Origin of the sequence: Myxococcus sp. NMCA1 (assembly GCF_026810205.1) — a bacterium.
In the GTDB taxonomy this organism is placed as follows: Bacteria; Myxococcota; Myxococcia; order Myxococcales; family Myxococcaceae; genus Myxococcus; species Myxococcus xanthus_A.
In genome coordinates, this window is the sequence record NZ_CP113950.1 from 8,373,731 (window position 1) to 8,386,703 (window position 12,973).

A 12,973-nucleotide genomic window follows, 5' to 3' on the forward strand; every position below is an offset into this window, starting at 1 on the left:
AGTGAGAACGAAGTCTTCCAGCCGTGGAGGGCAGCGCATGCATCCGAACAAGCGTTTCGCGTGGGCGTGGGTGGCGGCGGGCGTTTTCGCGGTGTCTGGTCTGGTGGCGGGATGTGACCCTGAAGAGGACCCCACGCCAACGCCTGACGCAGGACAGCAAACCCCGGATTCAGGTACGCAGCCTGACTCAGGCACCCCGCCGGACTCTGGTACGCCGCCGGACTCGGGCACGCAGACTGACGCCGGCACGGAGCCGGACGCGGGCACCGAGCCCGACGCCGGTACCGAGGAAGACGCCGGTACCGTCCCCACGCTGCCGCTGGCCGTGGACGGCACCTGGATTCCCAGCGGCTACATGGGCGACGGCGCGCGGGGCGGCGTCACCTACGACGGCACCGAGTGTCTGCCTGGGCGGGCGGGTTCGCAGCGGGGAGCCTGCCACAAGTTCACCTGGACGCCTGGCAACGACGGTTGGGCGGGCGTGTACTGGCAGTACCCGGAAGGCAACTGGGGAGACCAGCCCGGCTTCCGCGTCCCGGACGGCGCCAACACCGTGTCCTTCTACGCCTGGGGCACGGAGGGCGGCGAAATCGTCTCCTTCATGGTGGGGATGAACGCCGCCGACGGTTTCGAGGTGAAAGAAGCGAACGTGGCGCTCACCACCACCCCGACCCAGTACACAATCGACATCAGCCGCGTCCGGTATGGACAGGTGGTGGGTGGCTTCGGATGGACCGCCGATGGAAGGACGACTCCGCTCGTCTTCTTCATCGACGACATCCACTGGCACTGACACCCACCCCATCCTCGCGGCGGAACGGAGCGAGAGGACGATGCGAGTGGGAACGGCGGTGACGACGGTCGATGCGGCGGGCATGCGCGCGCAGAACAGCAGCCTGCTGCTCAACATGATCTGGCGCGAGCGCCAGATTTCCCGGGCGGAAATCGCCCGACGGACGGAGCTGAGTCCGTCGACCGTCTCCGCCATCGTGGCGGACTTGGAGCGCTCCGGCCTGGTGCGCAGCATTGGCGCCGGCGTGTCCCGGGGCGGCCGTCGCCCCACCCTCATCGGCTTCTGCGATGACGCGTTCAGCCTCATCGGCGTGGAGATGGGCGCCACCCACGTGACGGCCGCGCTCACCGACCTCCGAGGACGGGTGCGCGCGTACCGGCACGCCAGCCATGCCGTCCGCGAGGACCCCAAGGGCACGCTCCAGAAGGTGCGCGAGCTGGTCCAGGAGGTCCTGGACGCCGAACGCGTACCGCGCCGCTCGGTGGCGGGCATGGGCATCGCCGTGCCCAGTCCCGTCCACCCGGCCGCGCCCGGAAAGCTGTCCCCGCTGCTGGTGCCGGCCTGGCGCGACTACGACGTGCAGGAGTCCCTGCGGAGCGCGTTCGGCCTGCCGGTGTTCGTGGACAACGACGCGAACCTGGGCGCGCTGTCGGAGTGCTACTGGGGCGCGGGCGTCAACGGCGAGGACCTGGCGTACATCAAGCTGGCCACGGGCATCGGCTCCGGCCACATCATCCACGGCGACGTCTACCGTGGCGCTGGCGGCACCGCGGGCGAAATCAGCCACATGGCGGTGGACTCCTCCGGGCCGCAGTGCGTGTGCGGCCTGCGCGGCTGCCTCGTCACGCTCATCGGGTCCGCGGCCCTGCTGGAACGGGCGCGGGAGCTGATGGGCCGCAAGGACAAGCGCGCCCTCACGGTGCGCGAGCTGGTGGAAGGCGCGCGGGCGGGTGAGCCGGCCGCGCGTCAGGTCATCGACGGGCTCGGGCACTACCTGGGCATCGCCGTGGCCGGTCTGCTGAACCTGCTCAACCCCGCCATCGTCGTGCTCGGCGGTGAAATCTCGTCGGTGGGAGACCTGCTGCTGGACCCGCTTCGCGCGTCGGTGCGCAAGCGGGCGCTGTCCACCTCTCCATGGCGGAGACGCGCATCGTCACCTCCGCGCTGGGAGACCGCGCCATTGCCGTGGGCGCGGCCACCCTGGTGCTCCAGGCGGCGCTGCGTGACCGAACCCTCTTCCCCCTCCAACACATAGGCAAACCTGCATGACGCTCCAGCGCCTCCTCCCCGTGGCCCTGGCCCTGACGGGCCTCGCCTGTGACCCGGCCGCCAACCGGGTGAACCGCCCTGGCACCCCGCCGCCCCTCACCAACCCGCAGCCCAGCACGGACTGGGAGTTGGTGTGGCAGGACGAGTTCGATGGACCGGAGGGGACGCCGCCCTCACCCGAACGGTGGGTGCACGACGTAGGGGGACACGGCTGGGGGAACGAGCAGCAGGAGTTCAACACCGACCGGACCGAGAACACCGCGCATGACGGCGCCGGCAACCTGGTCATCACCGCGCGCCGCGAGCGCTACAACGGCCGGGACTACACCTCCGGGCGCATCCGGACGCAGGGCCGCTACGAAACCACGTATGGCCGCATCGAGGCGCGCATCCAGCTGCCCGTGGGCCGCGGCATCTGGCCCGCCTTCTGGATGCTGGGCGCGAACATCAACAGCGTCGATTGGCCGGAGTGCGGCGAAATCGACATCATGGAGTACCGGGGCCAGCTGCCGTCCATCCTCCGGGGCTCGCTGCACGGGCCGGGGTACTCCGCCGGCAACAACCTCGGCCAGGACTACGTCGTCAGCGGCGTCCGGCTGAACGAGGACTTCCACGTCTACGCGGTGGAGTGGGAGCCGAACCGCATCCGCTGGTTCCTGGACGGCACCACCTTCTTCGAGGCGACGCCCGCCCAGCTCCCCGAGGGCGCCCGCTGGGTGTTCGACCAGCCCCAATTCATCATCCTCAACGTCGCGGTGGGTGGAAACTTCGTGGGCCCGGTGGGCCGGGACACGGTGTTCCCGCAGCAGATGAAGGTGGACTACGTCCGCGTCTACGCGAGGCCCACGTGAGGGTCGCGCTCTGGGCGCTGACACTCCTGCTGGTGGCCTGCAAGGTGGAACCCCGCCCGCGGCCGCCCGGAGTGCTGTTCGTCTCCGTGGAGCAACAGAGCGCCTGGGTGCGCAACTTCAACCCGCTGTTCGCGGGCGCGGGCTCTCGTTGGCCCACGCGTGCGGGCGTCTACGAGTGCCTTGAAATCTTCAGCCCCGCGGTGGGCCAGTGGACGCCCTGGCTGGCCACCGGCCACGCGTGGTCCGAGGACCGCCGCACGCTGCGCTTCACCCTCCGCCCCGGCGTGCGCTGGTCCGACGGAAGGCCCTTCACCGCGGACGACGTGGCCTTCACCTTCCAGTTGCTCAAACAGCACGCGGCGCTGGACGCGGGCGGCGTGTGGCGCTTCGTGGAGGACGTGCGCGCGGAGGACGCGCACACGGTGGCCTTCCAGTTCTCCCGCATCTACATCCCCGGCTTCGCGGAGCTGGCGCAGCAGCCCATCGTCCCCCGGCACGTCTGGGAGAAGGTGGCGGACCCGGTGACGTTCACCAACCCGCGGCCGGTAGCCACCGGGCCCTTCACCGAGGTCACCGTCTTCCGCAACCAGGTCTACGAGCTGGGCCGCAATCCGCACTACTGGCAGCCCGGCAAGCCCGCCGTCTCCGCGCTGCGCTTCCTGGCCTTCCCCACCAATGACCAGGCCAACCTGGCGCTGGTGGAGGGGGAAGTGGACTGGGCGGGCAACTTCGTCCCCGCCGTGGACCGCACCTTCGTCGCCAGGGACCCGGCGCACCATGGCCGCTGGTTCCCACTCTACGGCAGCACCGTCTTCCTCTACCCCAACACCACCCTGCCGCCGCTGGACGACGTGCGCGTGCGCAAGGCGCTGAGCATGGCGCTGGACCGCGAGCGGCTGGTGGAGATCGCCATGTACGGCTACACGCGGCCGGCGGACGCCACCGCGCTCAACGACGCGTACGCCGCGTGGCGCGACGCGGACGCGGCCCAGGGTGCTTGGGTGAAGCACGACCTGGAGGCGGCGAAGCGGCTGCTGGACGAGGTGGGCTTGAAGGAAGGCCCGGACGGGCTGAGGCGCAAGGCGGATGGCCAGCCGCTCGCGCTGGACATCGAGGTGGTGGGCGGCTGGTCCGACTGGGTGCGCGCCGGGCAGGTGGTCGCGAGGGACTTGCGGAAGCTGGGCGTGCAGGCGCAATTGCGCACCTACGAGTTCGGCGCGTGGTACGCGCGGCTCCAGAAGGGCGAGTTCCAGCTGGCCATCTCCTGGTCCCTGGACGGCCCCACGCCGTACACCTTCTACAAGTGGCAGCTGTCCCCGCGCACCGTGCGCCCGGTGGGCGAGGTGGCCGCGTCCAACTGGCACCGCTTCGGCGATGAGGAAGCAGACGAGCTGCTGACGCGCTTCGAGCGCACAGACGCCGAGGACGAGCAGCGCGCGCTGATGGCGGCGGTGCAGCGGCGCTACTCCGAGCTGGCGCCGTCCATCCCGCTCTTCCCCAACCCGTCCTGGGGCGAGTCCAACTCGCGGCGCTTCACCGGCTTTCCCACCGAGCAGAACCCCTACGCGCGCCTGTCCCCCCATGCCGAGCCCGACAGCCTGCTGGTGCTGACGTCGCTCGCCCCGCGGGAGCCCTGAGAGCCATGGCCTACGTCCTGCGGAGGTTGGGCTTCTACCTGCTGGCGGCCTGGGCGTCGCTGACGCTCAACTTCGTCATCCCCCGGCTGGCGCCCGGTGACCCGGCGTCCGCCATGTTCGCGCGCTTCGAGGGCCGCGTGCAGCCCGAGGCCATGGTGGCGCTGCGTGCCGCCTTCGGCTTCACGGAGGCCCCCTGGTACGTGCAGTACGCCACGTACCTGAAGCACCTGCTGCGCGGCGATTTGGGCTTGTCCTACGCGTACTACCCGGCGCGCGTGTCCGAGGTGATTGGCACCGGCCTGCTGTGGACGCTGGGGCTGGCCGGGTGCGCGGTCATCATCAGCTTCACGGTGGGCTCCATGCTGGGCGTGCTGGCCGCGTGGAACCGCGGCGGGTGGCTGGACGCGACGGTGGCCCCGGCGCTCGCCTTCCTGGGGGCCTTCCCCTACTTCTGGCTGGCCATGCTGGCCCTGTACCTCTTCGGGTTCGGGCTCGGCTGGTTCCCGCTGCGGCACGCGTACTCGCACGACCTGGAGCCGGCGCTGTCCTTCACCTTCGCGGCGGACGTGGCGCGGCACGCCTTCCTGCCCGCGGCCTCCATCGTCGTGGCCACGCTGGGCGGGTGGATGCTGAGCATGCGCAACACCATGGTGGCCACGCTGGGCACGGACACACTCCGGCTGGCGCACGCGAAGGGACTGCCGCCCCGGCAGGTGATGCTGCGCTACGCCGCGCGCAACGCGCTGCTGCCCAACGTCACGGGCTTCGGCATGGCGCTGGGCTTCGTGCTGAGCGGCTCGCTGCTGACGGAGATTGTCTTCTCGTACCCGGGCACCGGCTACCTGCTCATCCTGGCCGTGCGCAACCAGGACTACCCCCTGATGCAGGGGCTCTTCCTGACCATCACCTTCGCCGTGCTCGCCGCGAACTTCGCCGTGGACCTGCTGTGTCTGTGGCTGGACCCGAGGACCCGCGCCCATGCGTGACCTTCTTCGACGGCTGCTGCGTCAACGCAAGGCGGCGGTGGGCGGGAGCATCCTGCTGGGCTTCATCGTGCTCGCGCTCCTCGGGCCCTGGCTGGTGATGGACCCCACGGAGCTGGTGGGCCGTCCCCACCAGCCACCCTCCTCCGCGCACTGGTTCGGCACCACGGGCCAGGGGCAGGACGTGCTGGCGCAGACGGTGGTGGGCGCGCGTGAGACGCTGGCCATCGGCTTCGCGGTGGGCGCGCTCGTCACGCTCATGGGCGCGCTCATCGGCGTGACGTCCGGGTACCTGGGCCGCCGCGTGGATGACGTGCTGACGCTCACCACCAACGTCTTCCTCGTCATCCCCGGCCTGCCGCTGGCCATCGTCCTGGGCGCCTACCTGCCCTCCGGCCCCTTCCGCATGGTGGTGGTGCTGTCGCTGGCCGGCTGGGCCTGGAACGCGCGCGTCTTCCGCGCCGAGGCCATGGCCCTGCGCAACCGGGACTTCGTCTCCGCCGCGTTCGTCGCGGGGGAGAGCCGCTCGCGCATCGTCGTCCGGGAGCTGCTGCCCAACATGGCGTCGCTGCTGGGCTCGTCGTTCATCGGCAACACGCTCTACGCGGTGGGCGCGCAGGTGGGCCTGGAGTTCCTCGGCCTGGGCGACGTGGGCGCGGTGACGTGGGGCACCAACCTCTACTGGGCCGGCAACGACGCGGCGCTGCTGACGCGCTCCTGGTGGGTCTTCGTGCCCACCGGTCTGTGCATCGCGGTGGTCGGCTTCTCGCTGACGCTGCTCAGCTCCGCCATCGACGAGGTAACCAACCCGGCACTGAAGGCGCCTCCGGTGGCGACCACCTCCGTGCGCACGACGCAGTCCTCCTCGGCGGACGCGGCGCCGCCGTCCGGCGCCCTGCTGAGCATCCGGGACGTGTGCATCGAGTACGCCACGGAGCGTGGGCCCGCGCGGGTGGTGGACGCGGTGTCCTTCGACATCGCGCCCGGTGAGGTGTTCGGACTTGCGGGTGAGTCCGGCAGCGGCAAGTCGACGCTGGGCTACGCGCTGCTGCGCCTGCTGCCTCCGGCCGCCAGCATCACGCAGGGCCGCATCATCCTGGATGGCACGGACGTCACCGCGCTGGATGAAACCGCGCTGCGCGCGTACCGCTGGAGCCAGGTGTCCATGGTCTTCCAGAGCGCGATGAGCGCGCTCAACCCGGTGCTCACGCTGGGGGACCAGTTCCACGACACCCTCGCCGCCCATGGGCGGACCACCCGCGCCGCGGCCCATGCCCGTGCACGGGAGCTGCTGTCCATGGTGGGACTGGCGCCACAACTGGTGGACGCGTGGCCGCACCAGCTCTCCGGTGGAATGCGGCAGCGCGTGGGCATCGCCCTGGCGCTGGCCCTGGAGCCGAAGCTGGTGGTGATGGACGAGCCCACCACGGCGCTGGACGTCGTGGTGCAGAAGGAGCTGCTCCAGCGTGTGCTGGAGCTGAAGCAGCGGCTGGGCTTCGCGGTGCTCTTCATCACCCATGACCTGCCACTGCTGCTCGCGCTGTCGGACCGCGTCGGCGTCCTCCAGGGCGGCAAGCTGGTGGAGGTGGACACCGCCGAGCGCCTGCGCACGGAGGCACGCCACCCGTACACGCGCCTGCTGCTGTCCTCCTTCCCTCACCTGAGCGCGGCGGACGCGCTGGTGCCGGCGGACGTGACGCTGGCGGGCTCGGAGCGCACGGCGGCCCAGGCCTCCGTGCAGGGGGGTGGACGATGAAACGGCTCGCCATGCCAGCCAACCTGCCGCTGAGCGCGACCGGTGCCCAACGGGCAACGCGCCTGGTGCTGGCACCCACCCTGCGCGCCTCGGCGACCGACGCTCACCCGGAAGGTGGCCGATGAGCGCCCCGCTGCTGGAGGCCACGGAGCTGCTGCGCACGGTGCCCGTGGGCGGCTTCCTCTCCCGTTCGCGCCGCACCTTGCTCAACCGCGTGTCCTTCACCTTGGAGCGCGGAGAAATCGTCGCGCTGGTGGGCGAGTCCGGCAGCGGCAAGTCCACCCTGGCCCGGGTGCTGGCGCGGCTGGACACGCCGGATGCCGGCAGCCTGCGGCTGGGCGGCGAGGACGTGCTCACCCTGGAGCGCGGCGGCGCATCGCTCGCGTACCGGGGCCGCGTGCAGATGGTCTTCCAAGACCCCTTCGCCTCACTCAACCCCGTCCACACCGTGGCCCATCACCTGGAGCGCCCGCTGCTGCGCCATGGCCGGGCCACACGCGCCGGACTCAAGGACCGCGTCCACGCCCTGCTGGAGTCCGTGGGCCTGGCGCCCGCGGAGCAGTTGGCGCGGCGCTACCCGCATGAGCTGTCCGGCGGCCAGCGGCAACGCGTGGCCGTGGCGCGCGCGCTGGCCGTGGAGCCGGACGTCATCATCGCGGACGAGCCCACCTCCATGCTGGACGTGTCCACGCGCCGGGGCGTGCTCCAACTGCTGCGCGGTCTGACGCGCGAGCGCGGCATCGGCATCCTCTTCATCACCCACGACCTGGCCAGCGCGCGCCACCTGGCCGACCGCGTCCTGGTGCTGTACGCGGGCAGCGTCGTGGAGTCCGGCAGGACAGCGGACGTACTCGCCGCGCCCCGGCACCCATACACCCGGCTGCTCCTGTCCGCCGTGCCGGATGGCGCGGACTTCCTCAACACCCCGCTGCCGGTGCGGCCCGCCACGGGCCCCATGCCGGTGTTCGGCTGTCCCTTCGCGCCCCGCTGTCCCCATGCGGACGCGCGCTGCCACGACACCCTCCCACCCTCTCACGTCCACGGCGCGGCCCACACGGTCCGCTGCCATCTCGAATCCTCGAAAGGAGCCTCCGACAATGCGGCAGTTCCCCAATGACTTCCTGTGGGGTGTGGCCACCTCCGCCTTCCAGATTGAGGGCGCCACCAGCGCCGATGGGCGCGGTGAGTCCATCTGGGACCGCTTCGCCGCCACCCCTGGCAAAATCAGCGACGGTTCGGACGGCAAGGTCGCGTGCGACCACTACCACCGCTGGCGCGAAGACGTGGCGCTGCTGCGCTGGCTGGGCGTGAAGTCCTACCGCTTCTCCGTGGCCTGGCCCCGCGTGCTTCCCACCGGGCGCGGCGCCGTGAATGCCGCGGGCCTGGACTTCTACTCGCGGCTGGTGGACGGGCTGCTGGACGCGGGCATCGAGCCCTTCGTCACGCTCTACCATTGGGATTTGCCCCAGGCGCTCCAGGACCTGGGCGGCTGGCCTTCCCGCGACACCGCGAGCGCCTTCGTCGAGTACGCCGACGTGATGAGCCGCAAGCTGGGCGACCGCGTAAAGCGGTGGATTACCCACAACGAGCCCTGGTGCATCAGCGTGCTCGGCTACGGCAACGGCGAACACGCCCCCGGTCACAAGAACTGGGGCGAGGTGCTGGCCACCGCGCACCACACGCTGCTGTCCCACGGCCAGGCGGTGCCCGTCATCCGCGCCAACGTGAAGGACGCCGAGGTGGGCATCACCCTCAACCTGTCGCCCGCGGAGCCCGCGTCTCCCAGCCCCGAGGACGCGGAGGCGTGCCGCCGCCATGACGGCAGCTTCAACCGCTGGTTCCTGGACCCGCTCTACGGCCGCGGCTACCCGAAGGACGTGGTGGAGGACTACGTGAAGGACGGGCACCTCGCCTCGTCCACGCTGCCCTTCGTTCGTGACGGCGACATGGCCGCCATCGCCGTCCCCACCGACTTCCTGGGCATCAACTACTACTCGCGCGCCATCATGCGCAGCGACCGCATCCCGGAGTCGCAGAACGCGCCGCGCACCGTGCACCCCGAGCCCGAGCGCACCGACATGGACTGGGAGGTGTACGCCCCCGCCCTCACTCGGCTGCTCGTGCACCTGCACACCCACTACCAGCCCGGCCCCCTCTACATCACGGAGAACGGGTGCGCCTACGCCACCGGCCCCAGCGAGGACGGCCAGGTACATGACGACAAGCGCGTGGCGTACCTGCGCTCGCACCTGGAGGCGTCACTGGAGGCCATCCACCAGGGCGTGCCGCTGGCGGGCTACTTCGCCTGGTCGCTGATGGACAACTTCGAGTGGGCCTTCGGCTACCAGAAGCGCTTCGGCATGGTCTACGTGGACTACGACTCGCAGCGCCGCATCCCGAAGGACAGCGCTCACCTCTACAAGGCCCTGGTGGAGAAGAACGGGCTGGATGTGGAGCTCGCCGCGTGAACGCCCTCGTCCTCGTCACCAGCCTCGCGCTCACACTGGGTCAGGTGCCGCCGCCCAGCGGGCCGGAGACGCCCCCGCCTCCGTCGGACGCGCCGGTGGTGCGGGTGTCCCCCGTCACCGTCAACGCGGCGGCGCAGGCGGTCCGCGTCCACCAGGACGAGCGCGGCTTCAAGCTCCAGGTCAACGGCCGGGACTTCCCCATCCTCGGCATGAACTGGGGCTACACGCCCATTGGAGAGAACTACCGGTACTCGCTGTGGACGCAGAAGGAGGACTTCATCCGCGCGGTGCTGCACCGCGAGATGACGCTGCTGCGCGACATGGGCGTCAACGCCATCCGGCAGTTCGACGACATCCCGCCGCAGTGGGTGACGTACATCCACAAGAACTACGGCATCTACACCGTGGTGAACCCGCTGATGGGCCGCTACGGCACGAACGTGGACGGCGTCATGGTGCCGAACACGGACTACTCCAACCCGAACCACCGCCGCGCGCTGCTCAACGACCTGGCGCAGAAGGTGGAGAAGTACCGGGACGTGCCCGGCGTGCTGATGTGGATGCTGGGCAACGAGAACAACTACGGCCTGCACTGGACCAGCTTCGAAATCGAGGCGCTGCCCGGTCAGGAGGACACCGCCCGCGCGGAGCACCTCTACTCGCTGATGGGCGAGGCGGTCCGGACCATCAAGCAGCGCGACACGCTGCACCCCGTCTCCATCGCCAACGGTGACCTCCAGTACATCGACCTCATCGCGCGGCTGATGCCCGAATTGGACATCCTGGGCTCCAACGTCTACCGCGGCCCCTCCGCCCGTGACTTGTTCGACGAGGTGCTGCGCAAGCTGAACAAGCCCGTCATGTTCACCGAGTTCGGCGCGGACGCCTACGACGCCAAGGCCGGCCGCGAGGACCACCTGGCGCAGGCCGAATACCTGCGCAAGCAGTGGGAGGAAATCTACTCCCAGGCCTACGGACAGGGCCGCGCGCAGAACGCCCTGGGCGGCTTCGTGTTCCAGTGGGTGGACGGCTGGTGGAAGTACAACCAGGAGGCCAACCTCTCCATCCACGACACCACCGCGTCCTGGCCCAACGGCGGCTACGAATCCGACTTCGTGCCCGGCCAGAACAACATGAACGAGGAGTGGTTCGGCATCTGCGCGCTGGGCCCCGAGGACGAGGCCGGCATCGCGCGCATCCAACCGCGCACCGCGTACTACGTCCTCCAGGCGGCCTTCCGCATGGACCCGTACGCCCCCACCACCAACCCCGACACCATCCGCGAGCACTTCGCGTCCATCCGCCCCACGGAGATGTCACGCGGCTATGAGTCGTCCATCGCGCTGGCCCGGGCGGATGACCTCAGCGCGGTGCGCGTCTCCAACCTGCGCCTGATGATGGACAGCTCGCTGTCGCGCGGGAGCATCGCCACGGTGCGGCCCAACCAGGTGGCCGCGGACCACACGGAGTCCGTCTTCTTCGACCTTGCGCTCCAGCCGACCTCGGGCGTGTATGGGCGCGCCTCGTTCAACGTCGTGGGCAACGTGGCGCAGAACCGCCTCAACAACATCTTCTATGAGAACCGCGGCACGCCCCCCGCGCCCGCCACGGCCAACGGCGGCGTGGGCCAGGCCCCCGTACCCGGCGTGGGCAACCCGGCGGGACAGCAACCGCTCGGCCTGGACCGGCTCGCGCTGTACCAGGCCGAGTTCAAGCTGGACCGCGCGGACTTCCAACTCGAGGGCTTCTACCGCACCGCCCACTACCACTGGGGCGAGGAGGGCGACTTCTTCGGCCTGTACCGTGAGGCGAACTACGGCCCCGCGCTGGACATCTACAAGGGCAACGCCCCCTTCGGCGTCGTCTTCACCGGGAAGAACAACCTGGAGGGCCTCAAGGTGGCGGTGGGCCCGGAGCTCTACTGGGGTGCCAACCCGTCCATCGTCGCCAAGTACCGGCGGAACGTGGGGCCGGTGACGCTGACGCTGATGCACCAGGAGGACATCGCCCGGGGCTCCACCCAGCTCACCGCCTCGGTCATCCGTGAGCGCGTGGCGCGCAGGTCGACGCTGTCGCTCGGCTGGACGAAGGGGCCCATGGCGCTGGAGGTGGGCGGCATCCTCGCGGCCCCGCAGCGCGTGGGCGAGGAGTTCACCTGGTCTCGCCCCACGGACGGCCCCAGCTATCTCAACAGCGGCTACGAAGTGATGCGGGATGAAATCCGGATGCTCGACACCCTGGGTGCCAAGGCACGCCTCACCTATGACCTGGGCGCGGTGCGCACGTTCATCCAGGGTTCCTACCGCGGTCTGGTGGCGGACGGCGGTCCGGAGCAGGGCATCCTGCTGACGGGCTGGAGCCTGCGCGAGAGCGGCCGTGGCAACCACTTCGGCGGACAGGCCGGCGCGGTGGTGCAGGTCGGCAGCGCGTTCCAGGTGTCGCCCAACCTGCTGTACCAGAAGCCCCTCATCGGGCCCAACCCACGCATCGAGGACGCGTTCGACCCGGAGTCGGGACGGTACTTCGCCGGCGTGCGTCCGCGCAACGTGCTGGTGGATGCCTTCACCGTCCTGGACAACCGCGAGACGCTGGGCGCCGAGCTGCTCCTCACCTTCGACCCCACGCCCGGCACCTGGTTCTGGCAGTGGGACCGCGACATGCGCGAGGACGCGCCCTTCGCCGCGGGTCTGGACCTGGTGTACCGGCGACAACCAACATCTCGCGACGCGGGCATCGCCATCCTCGCGGACGGCAGCATGGTGGCCTTCGGCAACGCGCCGTCCGCCCGGGACGAATGGGAGGCCACGCTGCGAGTGGTGACCAACCCGATGCAGCGGCTGAAAATCTTCGGCGCCGCCTTCGCCGGCAGCAACCAGTCCTCCGGCGAGGACAACCGGCAGGTGAGGCGCTTCGGCGTGGATGCCTCCGTGTTGTGGGACACGCTGATGCTGACCACCCAGCTCCACTTCAACAACTGGGGCCCGTACGACTACCACCGCGTCTTCAACCTCACCTACCCCATCCAGCTCGGCGGAGACCTGTCCTACGGCCTCAAGCGTCCGGTGATGGGAACGGTGACGACGCGCTTCGGCCTGCGCGGCCTGGTGCGCATGCTGGACCAGTACTCGGAAGGACTCAGTGCGACGGCGCTCGACCAGGGACTCGAAGGCCGCGAATTCGAGGTGGGCGCGTATGCCATCCTGTCTCTCTAACGGA

At 70.0% G+C, this 12,973-nt stretch carries 9 protein-coding genes; all 9 read left to right on the forward strand.

From position 1 onward, the window contains the following. The first annotated feature begins 37 nt into the window (after positions 1 to 37). The 9 genes from OZ403_RS34600 to OZ403_RS34640 all read left to right on the forward strand — a co-directional run bounded on the left by OZ403_RS34600 (position 38) and on the right by OZ403_RS34640 (position 12,969). Positions 38 to 793: a hypothetical protein gene (locus OZ403_RS34600; protein ID WP_140857331.1), complete on the forward strand. Its 756-nt coding sequence runs from the start codon at positions 38 to 40 to the stop codon at positions 791 to 793. A 40-nt stretch (positions 794 to 833) separates the two neighbouring features. After that, positions 834 to 2,048 carry an ROK family transcriptional regulator gene (locus OZ403_RS34605; protein ID WP_268782759.1) on the forward strand — a complete coding sequence of 405 codons (1,215 nt, stop codon included), beginning with the start codon at positions 834 to 836 and terminating at the stop codon, positions 2,046 to 2,048. Positions 2,049 to 2,058: 10 nt separating this feature from the next. Next, entirely contained in the window at positions 2,059 to 2,913 is an 855-nt protein-coding gene (locus OZ403_RS34610) for a glycoside hydrolase family 16 protein (RefSeq protein WP_140800087.1), read from the forward strand. Then, the gene (locus OZ403_RS34615) at positions 2,910 to 4,550 is read left to right on the forward strand and encodes an ABC transporter substrate-binding protein (protein ID WP_268782760.1); all 1,641 of its coding nucleotides are present in this window, start codon (positions 2,910 to 2,912) and stop codon (positions 4,548 to 4,550) included. The genes OZ403_RS34610 and OZ403_RS34615 overlap by 4 nt, the downstream gene beginning before the upstream one ends. Positions 4,551 to 4,555: 5 nt before the next feature. Continuing rightward, positions 4,556 to 5,536 (forward strand): ABC transporter permease, encoded by a 981-nt coding sequence (locus OZ403_RS34620; RefSeq protein ID WP_140795476.1) that lies wholly within the window; start codon positions 4,556 to 4,558, stop codon positions 5,534 to 5,536. Beyond that, the gene (locus tag OZ403_RS34625; protein ID WP_268782761.1) at positions 5,529 to 7,289 is read left to right on the forward strand and encodes a dipeptide/oligopeptide/nickel ABC transporter permease/ATP-binding protein; all 1,761 of its coding nucleotides are present in this window, start codon (positions 5,529 to 5,531) and stop codon (positions 7,287 to 7,289) included. Before OZ403_RS34620 ends, OZ403_RS34625 begins: the two co-directional genes overlap by 8 nt. Positions 7,290 to 7,410: 121 nt before the next feature. Further along, entirely contained in the window at positions 7,411 to 8,406 is a 996-nt protein-coding gene (locus tag OZ403_RS34630; RefSeq protein ID WP_140877491.1) for an ABC transporter ATP-binding protein, read from the forward strand. Further along, positions 8,387 to 9,757, forward strand: a complete 1,371-nt coding sequence (locus OZ403_RS34635; protein ID WP_140800091.1) for a GH1 family beta-glucosidase — start codon at positions 8,387 to 8,389, stop codon at positions 9,755 to 9,757. The genes OZ403_RS34630 and OZ403_RS34635 overlap by 20 nt, the downstream gene beginning before the upstream one ends. Continuing rightward, positions 9,754 to 12,969, forward strand: a complete 3,216-nt coding sequence (locus OZ403_RS34640; RefSeq protein ID WP_268782762.1) for a glycoside hydrolase family 2 TIM barrel-domain containing protein — start codon at positions 9,754 to 9,756, stop codon at positions 12,967 to 12,969. The genes OZ403_RS34635 and OZ403_RS34640 overlap by 4 nt, the downstream gene beginning before the upstream one ends. The last annotated feature ends 4 nt before the right edge of the window (positions 12,970 to 12,973 follow it).

Excerpts from the sequence above, each read along its gene's own strand:
- OZ403_RS34600 (WP_140857331.1), top strand. The coding sequence starts at position 38 with ATGCATCCGAACAAGCGTTTCGCGTGGGCGTGGGTGGCGGCGGGCGTT.
- OZ403_RS34605 (WP_268782759.1), top strand. The coding sequence starts at position 834 with ATGCGAGTGGGAACGGCGGTGACGACGGTCGATGCGGCGGGCATGCGC.
- OZ403_RS34610 (WP_140800087.1), top strand. The coding sequence starts at position 2,059 with ATGACGCTCCAGCGCCTCCTCCCCGTGGCCCTGGCCCTGACGGGCCTC.
- OZ403_RS34620 (WP_140795476.1), top strand. The coding sequence starts at position 4,556 with ATGGCCTACGTCCTGCGGAGGTTGGGCTTCTACCTGCTGGCGGCCTGG.
- OZ403_RS34625 (WP_268782761.1), top strand. The coding sequence starts at position 5,529 with ATGCGTGACCTTCTTCGACGGCTGCTGCGTCAACGCAAGGCGGCGGTG.
- OZ403_RS34630 (WP_140877491.1), top strand. The coding sequence starts at position 7,411 with ATGAGCGCCCCGCTGCTGGAGGCCACGGAGCTGCTGCGCACGGTGCCC.
- OZ403_RS34635 (WP_140800091.1), top strand. The coding sequence starts at position 8,387 with ATGCGGCAGTTCCCCAATGACTTCCTGTGGGGTGTGGCCACCTCCGCC.